11 protein-coding genes are annotated in these 14,556 nt (G+C 69.8%); 2 read left to right on the top strand and 9 right to left on the bottom strand.

Annotation, left to right across the window (positions count from 1 at the left end; genetic code table 11):
• Positions 1-19: 19 nt before the first annotated feature.
• The 5 genes from H8N03_RS07500 to sucC form a co-directional block, all read right to left on the bottom strand.
• On the bottom strand, positions 20-724 hold the full coding sequence (locus tag H8N03_RS07500; RefSeq protein WP_187075535.1) for an FHA domain-containing protein: 705 nt from the start codon (positions 722-724) through the stop codon (positions 20-22).
• 48 nt (positions 725-772) lie between these two features.
• Complete coding sequence (locus tag H8N03_RS07495; RefSeq protein WP_187075534.1) at positions 773-1,558, bottom strand: Stp1/IreP family PP2C-type Ser/Thr phosphatase; 786 nt, start codon at positions 1,556-1,558, stop codon at positions 773-775.
• A gap of 10 nt (positions 1,559-1,568) precedes the next feature.
• A complete protein-coding gene (locus tag H8N03_RS07490) occupies positions 1,569-4,352 on the bottom strand; it encodes a CHASE2 domain-containing serine/threonine-protein kinase (RefSeq protein WP_187075533.1) in 2,784 nt (927 codons plus the stop codon).
• A 247-nt stretch (positions 4,353-4,599) separates the two neighbouring features.
• A complete protein-coding gene (gene sucD / locus H8N03_RS07485) occupies positions 4,600-5,493 on the bottom strand; it encodes a succinate--CoA ligase subunit alpha (RefSeq protein ID WP_187075532.1) in 894 nt (297 codons plus the stop codon).
• 11 nt (positions 5,494-5,504) lie between these two features.
• Positions 5,505-6,671, bottom strand: a complete 1,167-nt coding sequence (sucC, locus tag H8N03_RS07480) for an ADP-forming succinate--CoA ligase subunit beta (protein WP_187075531.1) — start codon at positions 6,669-6,671, stop codon at positions 5,505-5,507.
• A gap of 157 nt (positions 6,672-6,828) precedes the next feature.
• Here sucC and argC point away from each other — a divergent pair, with 157 nt between their 5' ends.
• Entirely contained in the window at positions 6,829-7,749 is a 921-nt protein-coding gene (gene argC, locus H8N03_RS07475; RefSeq protein WP_187075530.1) for an N-acetyl-gamma-glutamyl-phosphate reductase, read from the top strand.
• On the opposite strand, the gene H8N03_RS07470 is transcribed toward argC, so the two are convergent.
• Complete coding sequence (locus H8N03_RS07470) at positions 7,733-9,559, bottom strand: tetratricopeptide repeat protein (RefSeq protein ID WP_187075529.1); 1,827 nt, start codon at positions 9,557-9,559, stop codon at positions 7,733-7,735. The two genes, argC and H8N03_RS07470, sit on opposite strands and share 17 nt — an antisense overlap.
• A 14-nt stretch (positions 9,560-9,573) precedes the next feature.
• The gene (locus tag H8N03_RS07465; RefSeq protein ID WP_187075528.1) at positions 9,574-11,415 is read right to left on the bottom strand and encodes a tetratricopeptide repeat protein; all 1,842 of its coding nucleotides are present in this window, start codon (positions 11,413-11,415) and stop codon (positions 9,574-9,576) included.
• 104 nt (positions 11,416-11,519) lie between these two features.
• Here H8N03_RS07465 and H8N03_RS07460 point away from each other — a divergent pair, with 104 nt between their 5' ends.
• Positions 11,520-12,398: a glycosyltransferase family 2 protein gene (locus tag H8N03_RS07460; RefSeq protein WP_187075527.1), complete on the top strand. Its 879-nt coding sequence runs from the start codon at positions 11,520-11,522 to the stop codon at positions 12,396-12,398.
• 9 nt (positions 12,399-12,407) lie between these two features.
• Here H8N03_RS07460 and H8N03_RS07455 read toward each other — a convergent pair whose 3' ends face one another.
• The gene (locus H8N03_RS07455; protein WP_187075526.1) at positions 12,408-14,258 is read right to left on the bottom strand and encodes a tetratricopeptide repeat protein; all 1,851 of its coding nucleotides are present in this window, start codon (positions 14,256-14,258) and stop codon (positions 12,408-12,410) included.
• 2 nt (positions 14,259-14,260) lie between these two features.
• The gene (locus H8N03_RS07450; RefSeq protein WP_187075525.1) at positions 14,261-14,554 is read right to left on the bottom strand and encodes a hypothetical protein; all 294 of its coding nucleotides are present in this window, start codon (positions 14,552-14,554) and stop codon (positions 14,261-14,263) included.
• Positions 14,555-14,556 lie beyond the last annotated feature (2 nt).

Raw genomic sequence — 14,556 nt, 5'->3', positions numbered from 1 at the left:
GGCGCGCGGCGGCGGGCGCTCAGGTCGCCTGCAGGAACTGCATCTGCGTGCCCGCGAGCTCCAGCATGTCGCCGTTCTTCAGCGCCACCGGCTCCGGGCCGATGGCCGTGCCGTTGAGGGTCGGCTTGTTGGAGCCTTCGACGTGCGCGACGACGAAGCCATGGGCACGCTTGGTGATGGCGGCCACGGCGACGCCGGGCTTGCCGATCGTGGTCACGACCTTCACCAGCGGCACCTCGCGGCCCGCCGCGGCGCCGGAGAGCACCTTGATGCTGGCGTTGACGGCTTCCGCGCCGGCCCCGGCGGGCTTGGCGGCGGCAGGCGCGGCGGCGGTCGCAGCGGCAGGCGCCCCCGCGGGTGCCGCGCCGGGCTTCGCCGGCATGGGCGGCACCATGCCCGGCTTGATGATCATGGTCTTCTCGAAGGTCGCGCCGGGCGCCTCGTTGATGAACTTGATCTTGTACTTCCCGATCTCGACGGTGTCGTTGTTTTGCAACAACTGCTTCTTCACCGCCTTGCCGTTCACGTACGTGCCGTTCGTGCTGTTCAGGTCCTCGAGGTAGACCTCATTGCCCGTCAACTGCAGCACGGCGTGCTCGCCGGACACCGCGAGGTTGTCGATCACGATGTCGTTGTACGGGCGCCGTCCGAGCGTCGTCCGGTCCTTCGTCAGCTGTACTTCCTTGATGACGACACCGTCGATCGAAACGATCATCTTCGGCATGGCCGACTCCTCTGATTCAGTTCTCTAGCCTGTAGTAATTCCTGCGGCTCATTGACCCAGCCAGCGTGAGATCAGCCCGCGCTTCTTGGAGCCGCTGCTTGCTTGCGCCAGCAGCACCGAAATGTTGTCGCGACCGCCGTTGGCGTTCGCCGCATCGATCAATTGCACCGTCTTCTGTTCCAGCGATCCGTCCCCGGTGAGGATCTGCGAGATGGCATCGTCGTCCAGCATATCGGACAAGCCGTCGGAGCACATCAAGTACAGGTCGCCGGGTTCCACCTTGTGCTCGTTCACCTCGAGCAGCACCGCGTCCTCGACGCCGAGGGCGCGCGTGACGAGGTTCTTGTTGGTGGAGGTCGCGGCCTGCTCCGGCGTGATCAGGCCCGCGTCCATCTGCTCCTGCAGCAGCGAGTGGTCCTTGGTGATCTGTTCCAGGTGCGCGGAACGCAGCCGGTAGCAGCGCGAGTCGCCGATGTGTCCCAGCATCAGCCGGCCGTCCTGGAACACGCCCACCACGAGGGTCGTGCCCATGCCGCTGTACTGCGGGTTGGAGTTGGCGGCGTTGAAGATGGAGCGGTTGGCGTTGTCGACGCAGATCTCCATCGCCCGGCGCACCTCGCGCGCGTTGGCGTGGCGGCCCGCCTGGGCCAGCCAGCGACCGAGCTCCGACTTGATGAAGGTCGTGGCCATGCCGCTGGCGACTTCGCCGGCGTTGTAGCCTCCCATGCCGTCCGCGAGGATCCCGAGGCGGGTCGGCTCGTCGACGGTGACGGAATCCTCGTTGTTTTCCCGCGCGAGACCCGGGTCCGTGCGGAAGCAAAACTCGTAGTTCATAGTTCGCGGGTCAAGGCTCCTGGCCGGTCTTCCCGCCGCCGGCCTGGGGCCTCTCCTGAGCCCCCGACTTGTTCATCACGGTGGTCTTGTCGAGCGACGCCCCCGGCACCTGCTCGTCCTTCTGGGACGCATCATAGCCGGGGGATGCCGAACCTGACACGAAAGCGTTGCCTGCCGCCATCACTGGCGCGGCTTCGGCAGCGCGGAAAGCAACGGTGCGGTCCTCGGCATCGGCGGGTGCGGGCGCCGAGGCAGCCTTCGCGGTGCTGCCGCCCGTCCCCGCCGGCATGCCGGCCAGCACGGCGCGCAGGTCCCGCGCGAATTCGTCGCCGTCCTGGTAGCGCAGGTCCGGCTTCTTGACCAGGGCGCGGGCCACCACCTGCGCCAGCCGCTCGGGCAGGTCCTTGCGGATCTCGCGCAGGTCCGGCGCCTCCTGGTTGGCGATCTTGTACATCAGCTCCGCCATCGAGTCGCCGCGGAAGGGCAGCACGCCCGTGAGCATCTGGTACAGCGTCACGCCCAGGGAATACAGGTCGGAGCGGCCGTCCACCTTGCGCCCGGCGATCTGCTCGGGCGACATGAAGCTGGGCGTGCCCAGCACGAGGCCGGTCTTGGTCTTGCTGGCATCCGTGATGCGGGCGATGCCGAAGTCGGTGACCTTGACCGTGTCCGAGTCCGGCTCGTACATGATGTTGGCCGGCTTGATGTCCCGGTGCACCACGTGCTGCTTGTGCGCGTAGGCCAGCGCCTCCGCCACGCGCGCGACGATGGACAGCACCTGCGGCACCGGCAGCAGGTTGCCGTCCTTGCAGTGGTCCACGAGGTCGCGGCCCTTGAGGAACTCCATCGCGATGTAGGCGAGGTCGTGTTCCTCGCCGGCGTCGAAGATGGTGACGATGTTCTGGTGCTGCAGGCGGCCCGCCGTTTCGGCTTCGCGGAAGAAGCGCTCGCGCGCGTCCACCAGCTCGTCGCCCTCGAACTCCTGCGACAGCGCCATCGTCTTGATCGCCACCACGCGGCCGATCTTGGGGTCGCGGCCCTGGTACACGACGCCCATGGCGCCCTTGCCCAGCTCCTTCTCCACCTGGTAGCGCCCGAGGAAGGGCTTCTCCACCGCGCCGTCCGCGAGCAGCATCGTGCCGCCGGGATGGCTGCCGCCGCCACCCAGGATGACGGTCTCGGACAGGTTCTTCGCCCGCGCGAGCTTGGCCTCGATGTCCTTGTACTTGCGGTTGTAGCGGGCCATGTGCTCGTACACCGCTTCGGCCTTGTTGAACTGGCGCTTGCGCTCGAAGTCCAGCGCCAGGTTGTACAGGTTGGCCATGAGCTCGTCGCTCACCGGCACGCGCTGGAAGCGGTCGAAGGCCATGTCCAGCTGGCCCTGGCCCTGCAGGGCGAGGCCCATCATGCGGTTGGTCTCGGCGGACTGTTCGTCGGCCTTCACCTTGCCGGCTTCGGTGATCAGGAAGCGCTTGGTCGTGAGCGCGATGTGCCCGATCAGCAGCAGCGCCGCCGGGAACACCAGCTGCACCCAGGTCGCGCCGCCGGCCAGCAGCCCATACTCCGCCGCGAGCAGCACGACGAAGAAGAGCGCCGTCACGCCGCCGCCCATGCCGGCCGAGAGGCGCGGCAGCACCGCGACGACGTAGCCGGCCACCAGCAGGAAGGCCCCGAGCGCCGCCCAGGTGCCCCACGAGGGCGCGACGATGTAGTGCTCGCTGAGGATGCTGGACGTCATGTGCGCCAGCATCTCCACGGGCGTCACCGCGGCGTAGCCCGGCACGGGCGCCTGCGTGCCCACGCCTTGCGCCGTGGCGCCGATCAGGACGATCTTGTCCGCGTACTTGGAGGCCGGGATCTTGCCCGTGAGCACGTCGTAGAAGGAGTCGACGGTGAAGGGCGAGGAGCCGTCCGCCTTCGGCTTGTAGAACTGCGGGAGCACGCGCGCGACTTCGTCGGTGCGCACGCGCAGGCGTCCCACCTGCACCGAGTCGCCCGGGTTCAGGCGGATGTCGGCCATCGACAGGTTCAGGCTCTTGGCGGTCGCCAGCAGCGCGAGCGAAGGCACCGCCTTGCCGTAGTAGTTGACCAGCAGCGGGTTCCAGCGCACCGCGCCGTCGACGTCGTTCAGCAGGTTCAGCTGCCCGATGCCCGCCGCCGCGTTGGCGATGGACTCGATCGGCTGCGTGTTGGCCACGCTGGGAACGGAGAAGGCCTGGTTGTCGTCCAGCGCGCTCTTCAGCGCGGCGGCGGACAGCGGCCGGTCCGGCTTGCCCAGGGGCTCCCCGAGCGTGAAGAAGGAAGTGAGGAGCACGTTGCCCGCCTTGGCGATGCTGGCGGCCAGGCGCGCGTCGTAATCGAGCTTCTGCTCCGCCTCGGCGATCACCTTGGCGGCTTCGTCGACGGCGGGCTGGCCGGCGGCGGGCGCCAGCGTCTCCTTGATCTTGCGGATGTAGGGCAGGCCGCGGTCGCTCTGCGGCTCCGCGAAGTTGACCATTTCCACGATGGTCTTCGCCTTGCCTTCGGCGAGGCGGTCGATCAGCTCGGCGTGCACGTCGCGGCGCCAGGGCCACTGGCCGATGTTGCCGATGCTGTAGTCGTCGATGGCGATGATCGCGACCTTCTGCGAGGGCTGCCGCCCCGTGGCCGTGCTCGCGAAATCGTAGAAGCGGCGCTCCAGGCCGCTCAGGACGTCCGTGGAGGCCTGCAGCGCGATGACCGCCACCACCACCAGGACGCCCACGAACCAGTCGCTGCGCCAGAAACTGCCGCGCCTCGCCGACGATGTGCCCACTTCCTGCCCCTTGCCGGCGTGACGCCGATCCGCGCCGTGGAAACCCACGGCGATGCTTGCCGAACCGCCGCGCTCCGGGGCCGGATACGTCCAGCGACGGTAGCAGACGCCCTGCGTAGCCACAAGGAACTATGTGGCGCGCAGAGAACGTTTTGTTGCAAAACCCGGGCCCCGCGTCAAGAGGAAATGACAAGGGCCGGACACCTTGCAGTGCCCGGCCCGTGAACCTTGCGCGGAAAGCGAGGACTTACAGCAGCGATTTCAGGATGCGGCCCATCTCGGACGGGTTGCGCGTCACCTTGAAGCCGCACTCTTCCATGATCGCCAGCTTGGCGTCGGCCGTGTCGGCGCCGCCGGAAATCAGCGCGCCGGCGTGGCCCATGCGCTTGCCGGGGGGCGCGGTGACGCCGGCGATGAAGCCCACGATCGGCTTCTTCATGTGGTCCTTGCACCAGCGGGCGGCGTCCGCCTCGTCGGGGCCGCCGATCTCGCCGATCATGATCACGGCGTCGGTGTCCGGATCGTCGTTGAAGGCCTTCATCACGTCGATGTGCTTCAGGCCGTTGATCGGGTCGCCGCCGATGCCGACCGCGGAAGACTGGCCGATGCCCAGCTCGGTGAGCTGCGCCACGGCTTCATAGGTCAGCGTGCCGGAACGCGAGACGACGCCCACGCGGCCCTTCTTGTGGATGTGGCCGGGCATGATGCCGATCTTGATCTCGTCGGGCGTGATCAGGCCGGGGCAGTTGGGGCCCAGCAGCAGCGTCTTCTTGCCGCCCTTGGCTTCCTTCGCCTTCATCCTGTTGCGCACTTCGAGCATGTCGCGCACCGGGATGCCTTCGGTGATGCAGATCGCCAGGTCCAGGTCGGCTTCCACCGCTTCCCAGATCGCCGCGGCGGCGCCCGCGGGCGGCACGTAGATCACGGACACGGTCGCACCGGTCTGCTGCGCAGCTTCCTTCACCGACGCGTAGATCGGGATGTTGAAGATGGACTCGCCCGCCTTCTTGGGGTTCACGCCGGCGACGAAGCAGTTCTTGCCGTTCGCGTACTCCTGGCACTTCTCGGTGTGGAACTGGCCGGTCTTGCCCGTGATGCCCTGGGTGATGACCTTGGTGTCCTTGTTGATGTAGATCGACATGTTCGTGTACCTCAGGCCTTCTTGACGGCGGCCACAACCTTTTGCGCGGCTTCCGCCATGGTGTCCGCGCTGATGATCGGCAGGCCGCTCTCGGCCAGCATCTTCTTGCCCAGTTCCTCGTTGGTACCCTTCATGCGCACGACGAGCGGGACGTTCAGGTTCACGGCCTTGCAGGCGGTGATGACGCCGGTGGCGATGGTGTCGCACTTCATGATGCCGCCGAAGATGTTGACCAGGATGGCCTCGACCTTCTTGTTCTTCAGCATGATCTTGAAGGCCTCGGTCACCTTCTCGGGGGTGGCGCCGCCGCCCACGTCGAGGAAGTTGGCCGGCTCGGCGCCGAACAGCTTGATGGTGTCCATCGTCGCCATGGCCAGGCCCGCGCCGTTCACCAGGCAGCCGATGTTGCCGTCCAGCGAGATGTACGCGAGGTCGAACTTGGAGGCCTCGATCTCGGCGGGATCCTCTTCGTCCAGGTCACGCAGCGCCACGATCTCGGGGTGGCGAAACAGCGCGTTGCTGTCGAAGTTGAACTTGGCGTCGAGGGCGATCACGTTGCCCTTGGAGTCGCGGTTCAGCGGGTTGATCTCGACCAGCGAAGCGTCGGTGTCCATGTAGCACTTGTAGAGCTTCTGGCAGATGTCGACGAACTGGTTGCGCGAGTCGGCGGGCATGCCGATGCCCTTGGCGAGCTCGTCGCCCTGCGCCTGCGTGAAGCCCGCGAGCGGATCGACGAACACCTTCACGATCTTCTCGGGCGTGGCGTGCGCCACTTCCTCGATGTCCATGCCGCCTTCGCTGGAGGCGATGAAGGCCACCTTCTGCGTCGCGCGGTCGGTGACGACGGAGAGGTAGTACTCCTTCTGGATGTCCGCGCCGTCCTCGATGTACAGGCGGCGGACCTTCTGGCCTTCCGGGCCCGTCTGGTGCGTCTTGAGCTGCATGCCCAGGATCTGGCCGGCGAGCTTCTTCACGTCGTCGACCGATTTCGCCACCTTGACGCCGCCGCCCTTGCCGCGGCCGCCCGCATGGATCTGGGCCTTGACCACCCAGACCGGGCCGCCGAGCTTCTGCGCCGCTTCCACGGCTTCCTGGACCGTGAAGGCGGGGATGCCGCGCGGCACGGGCACGCCGAAGTTGCGCAAGATCTCCTTGCCTTGGTACTCGTGGATCTTCATGAGGGTTCTCTCGGGGGGATGAAAACTGGACGGCCGACGAGGCGCGGGGCGGGGGCGGCGGTCAGCGGAAAACGAACGGCGACTGTATCATGGTGCATCGCACCAATTCCGGGCAGGGGATAACCGTTGCCATAAGCCCGGGCTGATAGGAACCCAGATGGCCAAGGTCTTCATCGACGGCGAAGCCGGTACCACCGGCCTCCTGATCCGCGAGCGCCTCCAGGCGATGCCGCAGGTCGAGCTCGTGAGCATCGCACCCGAGAAGCGCAAGGACCCCGCCGCCAAGAAGGCGCTGATGGCGGGCGTGGACCTCGTGATCTTCTGCCTGCACGACGACGCGGCGCGCGAGTCGGCGGCGATGATCGAGGAGATCGGCCGCGAAGGCGGGCGCAAGCCCCGCATCATCGATGCGTCCACCGCGCACCGCACCGCGGACGGCTGGGTGTTCGGCTTTCCCGAGCTCTCCGCCGGCCAGCGCGAGGCGATCGCGAAGGCCGACCGCGTGAGCAACCCGGGCTGCTACGCCACCGGCGCGATCGCGCTGCTGCGCCCGCTGGTGGATGCCGGCGTGCTGCCGAACGACTATCCCGTGGTGCTGCCTTCGGTGAGCGGCTATTCCGGCGGCGGCCGCAGCATGATCGAAGCCTACGAAGCCGGCACCGCGCCCGCCTACGAGGTCTACGCGCTGGGCCTGAAGCACAAGCACCTGCCGGAGATCATGAAGTACACGGGCATGGTCCGCCGCCCGATCTTCATCCCCGCGGTGGGCAACTTCCGCCAGGGCATGCTGGTGGAGCTGCCGCTGCACCTGAACACGCTGCCCGGCAAGCCCACGCCCTCCGACCTGGAGAGCGTGCTGAAGCGCCACTACGAAGGCAGCGAGTGGGTGACCGTGGAAAAGGCGACCGAGGACGGCAAGCTGGAGCCGCAGGCGCTGAACGACACCAACAGGATGGAACTGCGCGTGTACGCAAACATGGACTACTCGCACGCGGTGCTGATTGCGCGCCTGGACAACCTGGGCAAGGGCGCCAGCGGTGCCGCGGTGCAGAACCTGAAGATCATGCTGGGGCTGTAGCCGCCAGCACTTCCAGTTCATCGCGGACGCGCCGCAGCACGGGCGCCCAGTCGCCGCGCCCCGGCTGCCGGAACAGGCGCGCGGTGGGGTACCAGGGCGAATCCTCCCGTTCCAGCATCCAGCGCCAGTCCGGCGCGTACGGCAGCAGGATCCACACCGGGCGGCCGAGCGCGCCGGCGAGGTGGGCAACGCTGGTGTCGACGGTGACGACGAGGTCGAGCGCGCAGAACAGGGCCGCGGTGTCGGCGAAGTCGTGCAGCTGCGGACCGGCGTCGACCAGGCCCGGCCACTGCGCGAGCGCCGCGCGGTCCGTTTCCCGTACCTGCGGTTGCACCCCGACGAACTGCACGCGCTCGGTCGCCACCGTCCGGAACTCCGGGAGCGCGATCGAGCGATTGCGGTCGTTGCCATGCTGGGCATTGCCGGACCAGGCGATGCCCACGCGCGGCGCACGGGTGCCGGCCAGCCGCTCGCGCCACGCAGCCACCCGCGCGGGATCGGCACGGAGATAGGGCACCGCGGCGGGAATGTCGGCGAGCGCGGTGCGGAAGGCGTGCGGCAGCGAGAGCAAGGGGCACTGGAAGTCGGGCGCTGCAAAGGGTTCGCCCGGCCGCAGCAACCGGCAGTTCGCGGGCAGCGCGGACAGCAGCGGCAGCAACGCGGGCTGCACCTGCAGCAGCACTTCGCGCGCACGCTGCGCCACCAGCGGCAGGTAGCGCAGGAACTGGATGGAATCGCCGAGGCCCTGCTCCGCGTAGAGCAGGATGGAGCGGTCGGCCAGGTCCTGCACGCCGGTCCAGCGCGGGCTGGCGGGCGCGCCGAAGCCGTGGGTCGATGCGGCGAAGCCCTTCGCCTGCCAGCGTGCCTCGTGCGCTTCCCAGCCCGGCACCAGGTCGCCGGTCAGCAGGTGCGCGACGGCCACGTTCCAGCGCAGGTCCGGGTCGTCCGGATACTGCCGTGCGGCCTGCACCGCATGCCGCAGTCCTTCGTCCATGCGCAACTGGTCCAGCAGGGCACAACCCTTGTTGTGGAGCGCGGCGCGATGCACCGGGTCCAGGCGCAAGGCCTCCTCGGCGCATGCGAGCGCTTCTTCCTGCCGGTCCAGCCGCAGCAGCGCGGCGCTGGCATTCGCGAGGGTCTCCGGCGACGGGCCCTGCGCGCGCAGCAGCTGCTCGAAGCACGCGAGCGCCTCGCCGCCGCGCCCGAGTTCCAGCAGCACGGTGCCGAGGCTCTCCAGCACGCCGGGATCCCCCGGCCGCGCCTGCAGCGCCGCCTGCAAGGGCGCCAGCGCCTCCTCGCGCCGGCCGGTCGCATGCAGCGCCTGCGCGAGCAGCACCAGCGTGGCAGGGTCCGCGTCGTACGCGCCCGCTTCCTGCACGGCGGCCAGCGCTTCGGCGGCGTCCCCGCGCGCGAGCAGCAGGCGGACCATCTCCTGGAGCGCGTCGGCAAACCGGGGCCGCGCCGCGAGCGCGGCGCGATGGCTCGCGAGGGCCCGCTCCGGCTCGCCGAGCGCGGTCCACGCGCGCCCGAGCAGGAACTGCGCATCCGCCAGGACGTCCGGCGTCGACGCCGCGAGCCTCGCGGCATCCTGGAGCGACCCGGCAGCCTGCTGCGCGTCGCCTTGCTCCAGCAACACGTAGCCCAGGTTCACGCGCGCCGCCGCGTCGGCCGGATCCGCCTCCGCCGCCTTGCGGTAGCACTCGGCCGCCTGCGGCAGGCGTCCCTGCGCCAGCGCCTCGTTGCCTTTCGCGCGCCAGTCGGCCGCCCCAGGGGCCGGCGGCGCGGCAGGCTTGCGTCCGAACCCGAACATGGGCGCGAAGCGCTTCAGCGCTGCGCCGCGAGCGCGGCCAGGTCCGCGCGCGCCTGCGCCACCGGCGTCGCCCAGTCGCCCGCCACGGGCTGGCGATACAGGCGCGCGCTGGGGTACCACGGCGAGTCGGTCCGCTGCAGCAGGTAGCGCCAGTCGGCGGCGTGCGTCAGCAGGATCCAGACGGGCTTGCCCATCGCTCCGGCGAGGTGGGCCGAACTCGTGTCGACCGAGACGACCAGGTCGAGCGCCTCGACGAGGGCCGCGGTCTGGCCGAAGTCATGCAGTTCGGCCCCGAGGTGCACCGCCTCCGGCCAGTCAGCCAGCAGCTCGCGGTCGCCCTCGCGCAGCTGCGGCTGGAGCGTGAAGAAGCGGCAGCCCGGCGCGGCGATCTCGCGCAGCATGGCGAGCGGCATGGAGCGGTTGCGGTCGTTGGCCTGCGCGGGATTGCCCGCCCACGCGATGCCGATCCTGAAGCCGTCCGTCCCGATGCGGTCGCGCCAGCGCTGCACCGCGGCGGGATCGGCGTGCAGGTAAGGCATGGGCCCGGGAAGCGCGTCGAGCGTGACGCCCAGGTGCCGCGGCAGGCTCATGAGCGAACTCTGGTAGTCGACGTGCGGCAGGACGGCCCGGGGGGGCACGAGCCGGACGTTCACCGGAAGTTGTCCGCGGACCAGCGGTTCCATCGCCTCCGGCACCACGAGCAGCACCGTGCGTGCGAGCTTCGCCACCCGGGGCACGAAACGCAGGAACTGGATGGTGTCGCCGAAGCCTTGCTCCGCGTGGAGCAGGATGGTGCGGCCCTCGAGGCGCTCGCCTTGCCAGACCGGCTGCGGCAGCTTCGTCTGCGCGCCGCGGTAATTGGCGCTGCGGCTGCGCCAGTCGAAATCGGGCCAGCCCCGCGCGTAGTCGCCCCGCAGCAGCAGCGCGAAGCCGCGGATCCAGTGCAGGTCGCCGTCCTCGGGGTGCAGGCGCAGGGCGGCGTCGGTCGCGGCAACCGCATCCTCGATGCGCAGCTGCCCCAGGAGCACCGTGGCCCGGTTCACCAGCGCCTGGCGGTGCCCCGGCTCCAGGGCGAGCGCCCGGTCCAGGCACGCGAGCGACTCGTCGTAGCGCCGCAGCCGCTCCAGCGGCACGGAGCGGTTCACCCACAGCGCCGCATCGGGCACGACCAGCGCGTGGGCGCGATCGATCTCCACCAGCGCTTCCTCGAAACGGCCGGCGCGCACCAGCGCATGGTGCCGCAGCACGATGGCGTCGATGTTGCGCGGCTCCTCCGCCACCACCTGTTCGAGCAGGTCGGCGGCTTCCGCATGGCGACCGGCACGATGCAGCGCCTGCGCCAGCAGCATGCGCGCCGCGGGCGTGGGCTGCAGCTGCAGCGCGCGCTCGAGGCGTTGCACCGCCTCCGCATGGCGGTCCAGCGCCTGCAGGACACCGGCGCCTTCCTGCAGCGCCTCCACGAAACCGGAGCGCGCGCCGGCGGCGGCATCGAAGCTCGCGAGCGCCTCGGGCAGGTGGCGCTGCGCGGCCTGGGCGCGCGCGAGCAGGAAGTGCGCATCGGCCTCGTAGCCGTCGCCCGGCCGGCGCACCGCGAGCGCCTGGCGCAGGCGTTCGGCCGCGGCGGCGAACTGCCCCTGCTCCATCAGCACGAAGCCGAGGTTCACGAGCAGGGGACCGTCCTGCGGCGACTCCTGCAGGCCTTGCCCATAGCAGCGGGCGGCCTCCGCCAGATTGCCCGCCGCGAGCGCGGCGTTGCCCTGCTGGATCCAGGGGACGGTCGCTTGCACCGGTGCTGCCGCCGGTGCCGGTGCGTCCGGGCGCTTGCGCACGAAGGTGTTCCGCAACCAGTTGCTCATGGCCCCATTCTCGCGGAGCGGGGCCATGGCGCACCGCCCCTGTTGCACGGGCGCGACTGTGTCCAGCGGGCGGCGTTACGATGCGCGCACCACCCGGAGGACCCATGGCCGTCGTGCCGATCATCATCCCCTTCTACAAGGAACACGAGAAGCTGCGGCAGTGCCGCGCCGCGATCGCCGCGCAGACCTGGCGGGAGTGCGAGACCTTCGTCCGGGACAACACGCACGACAACATCCTGTACACGGCGGCCGTCAACGAAGGGCTCGCGAAGTACTGCTACCGGCCGGACGTCGACTACGTGGTGGTGTTGAACCAGGACGCCTACATGGACCCGGAGTGCGTGCAGCGCCTCGTCGCGTTCATGGAGGCGACGCCGGACTGCGGCATCGCCTGCCCCGTGCAGTACCAGCACTCCGCCTCGACGGGGCAGAAGCAGGTGACGTGGGGTGGCTCGCTGCGCGCGTGGCCGACCGGCGTGCACCGCTGCGACCCGTTCGAGAGCTACCGGGACCCGTTCGAGACCTACTGGGCCAACGGGGCCTGCATGATGATCCGCACGCGGGTGGTGCGGGAGATCGGCCAGTTCGACGCCAACATGCGCTTCATCTGCTCCGATTCCGACTTCGCCTTCACGGCGCGCGCGCGGGGCTGGGGCGTGTACGTCGTGCCGCAGGCGCTGTGCCGGCATTCGCTCGGCGCCTCGGGCAGCCCCACCAACGATTTCATCAACCTGGTCAAGCTGCGCGACGCGGTGTACTTCACCGAGAAGTGGCTCACCGGCGGGCTGTACCGGGCGCTGGCGCTGGAAGGCCCGGAGCTCACCGGGCCGTGGATCCGGCAGGTGCTGCGCAAGTACAAGTGGAACGTCACCGCGATGGAGCGCAAGCTCGGCGAGCACGAACCCTCGCCCGCCGATGCATGGCCTTCCTGGCTCACGGAGATGCACATCCCTGCGCAGGAAGCACGCAAGAAGGGCTTCTGAGCCGCCGGTTCAGCGGCCCTGCGCCAGCTGCGCAAGGTCGCGGTGCACCTGCGCCAGCACCGGGCCCCACTCCCCTGCGGCGGGCTGGCGATGGAGGCGCGCACTCGGGTACCAGGGCGAGTCGCTGCGCTCCAGCATCCAGCGCCAGTCGGGCACCCAGGGCAGCAGGATCCACACCGGCTTGCCGAGCGCGCCCGCGAGGTGGGCGATGCTGGTGTCGACGGTGATCACGAGATCGAGCGCCTGCACCAGCGCCGCGGTGTCCGCGAAGTTGCGCAGTTCCCGCCCGTGGTCGACCGCCTCGGCCCAGGCGGCGAGCTCCGCGCGATCCGCCTCGCGCAGCTCGGGCTGCACCGTCACGAAGCGGCAGCCTTGCGCCTGCAGCGACCGGAAGGTGGCCAGCGCCATCGAGCGGTTGTGGTCGTTGACGTGGCGCGCGTTGCCCGACCAGGCGATGCCCACGTTCAGGCGGTCCGTGCCGAGCCTCGCGCGCCAGGCCTGCACCTTGCCTTCCTCCGCGAACAGGTAAGGCACTTGCGCGGGCAGGTTCTCCAGCGTGCAACCGAGCACCGCCGGCACGCTCATGAGCGGGCAGTGGAAGTCGATCGGGGGCAGCAGCGAACGCTGCGGCAGGATGCGGCAGTTCGCCGGCAGCACGCCCGCCACCAGCGGCTCGAGCCCGGGCGGGATGAGCAGCAGCACTTCCTTCGCCCGCGCGGCGACCTGCGGCACGAAGCGCAGGAACTGGATGGCGTCGCCGAAGCCCTGCTCCGTGTGCACGAAGAGCGTCCTGCCCGCGAGGTCTTCGCCCTGCCACTGCGGCTGCGACAGCTGCAGCGCCTTGTTGCGGAAGGCCACGCTGCGCATGCGCCACTCGCCTTCGGCCCAGCCGCGCCGGTAGTCGCCCAGGAGCATGAGGCCGATGCTCAAGGTCCAGTGCAGGTCCGCGTCGTCGGGATAGGTCCGCAGCGCTTCCTCCACCGCCGCGACGGACTCCGCCACGCGCAGCGTCTGCAGCAGCATCGAGCCGCGGTTCACGAGGGCGTCGCGCTGGTGCGGCTCGAGGGCGAGCGCCTCGTCCAGGCAGGCAAGGCCTTCGTCGAAGCGGGCGAGCCGCTCCAGCGGCACCGAGCGCATGACGAGGAGGGGCGCCGTGCGGCCCCCGAGCTCCAGCGCGCGGTCGACGGCGGCCAGAGCCTCCTCGACCCGTCCCGCCTTGATCAGCGCGCGGTAGTGGAGGACGGCGGCTTCCAGGTTGCCCGGGTCCGCCGCGCGCACCTCGGCCAGCACCGCGGCGGCGTCCCCGGATTGCCCGGCGAGCAGCAGCTCGTTGCCCAGGACCATGCGGGTGAACGGGTCCGGGCGCAGGTCGCAGAGGCGGCGCGCCCACTGCGCGGCCTCCGCATGCCGTTCCAGCTGGTGCAGCGCGCGCGTGCCTTCGTCGAAGGCTTCCACGAAATCGGGCTTCAGCAGGGTGGCGGCCTCGAAGCTGCGGAGTGCGTCTTCGTTCTGGCCGAGCGCGGCTTGGGCGCGCCCCAGCAGGAAGTGCGCTTCGTGCGCGAACCCGTCCTGCGGTCGGCGCAACGCCAGCGCCTGCGCGAGCCGCTCGGCGGCCCCGGCGAACTGCCCTTGTTCCAGCAGCACGTAGCCGAGGTTCATGCGCAGCGCGGCATCGCCGGGCTCGGCGAGCACGCCCTGCTCGTAGCAGCGCCGCGCTTCGGCCAGGTCGCCGGCCGCGAGGGCCTGGTTGCCGAGGGTGCGCCACGCGGGCGTGGCCGGCGGCGGGGATGGGGACGGAGACGGCCTGGTGGCGACGGCCGGCTGGCCGCCGCGGCCGAACACGTCGCGCAGCCAGCCCACGGCTAGAGCCGGACGCTGAGCCAGTCGGTCAGGCTGCTGGCGTATTCCTCGCTGCAGCCGCTGTCCTTCAGCGTCCAGAGGAAGGCGTTGGCCAGCTTGGCCTTCTTGAAGACGTTCATGCGCTCGCGCACCTTGAACTGCTGCAGTCGTTCGTCGGCACGCAGGAGCGCCTTCTCCGCCTTCGCGGTGAACTTGGCGTCGTTCTTCGCGGCCGAGGCCGAGAGTTCGGAGAGCACGAAGGTGGCGAGCTCCTGCCCGAAGCGGACCGACTCCGCCGTGGAAAACCAGCTGAACATGG

The sequence above is a fragment of the Ramlibacter cellulosilyticus genome (genome assembly GCF_014297465.1).
Taxonomy (GTDB): Bacteria; Pseudomonadota; Gammaproteobacteria; order Burkholderiales; family Burkholderiaceae_C; genus Ramlibacter; species Ramlibacter cellulosilyticus.
The sequence above is the reverse complement of the archived record's forward strand: the minus strand, read 5'-3'. Positions and strand labels throughout refer to the sequence as shown.

Excerpts from the sequence above, each read along its gene's own strand:
- H8N03_RS07450 (WP_187075525.1), bottom strand. The coding sequence starts at position 14,554 with ATGTTCAGCTGGTTTTCCACGGCGGAGTCGGTCCGCTTCGGGCAGGAG.
- H8N03_RS07470 (WP_187075529.1), bottom strand. The coding sequence starts at position 9,559 with ATGTTCGGGTTCGGACGCAAGCCTGCCGCGCCGCCGGCCCCTGGGGCG.
- H8N03_RS07495 (WP_187075534.1), bottom strand. The coding sequence starts at position 1,558 with ATGAACTACGAGTTTTGCTTCCGCACGGACCCGGGTCTCGCGCGGGAA.
- argC (WP_187075530.1), top strand. The coding sequence starts at position 6,829 with ATGGCCAAGGTCTTCATCGACGGCGAAGCCGGTACCACCGGCCTCCTG.
- H8N03_RS07465 (WP_187075528.1), bottom strand. The coding sequence starts at position 11,415 with ATGAGCAACTGGTTGCGGAACACCTTCGTGCGCAAGCGCCCGGACGCA.
- H8N03_RS07500 (WP_187075535.1), bottom strand. The coding sequence starts at position 724 with ATGCCGAAGATGATCGTTTCGATCGACGGTGTCGTCATCAAGGAAGTA.
- sucD (WP_187075532.1), bottom strand. The coding sequence starts at position 5,493 with ATGTCGATCTACATCAACAAGGACACCAAGGTCATCACCCAGGGCATC.
- sucC (WP_187075531.1), bottom strand. The coding sequence starts at position 6,671 with ATGAAGATCCACGAGTACCAAGGCAAGGAGATCTTGCGCAACTTCGGC.
- H8N03_RS07460 (WP_187075527.1), top strand. The coding sequence starts at position 11,520 with ATGGCCGTCGTGCCGATCATCATCCCCTTCTACAAGGAACACGAGAAG.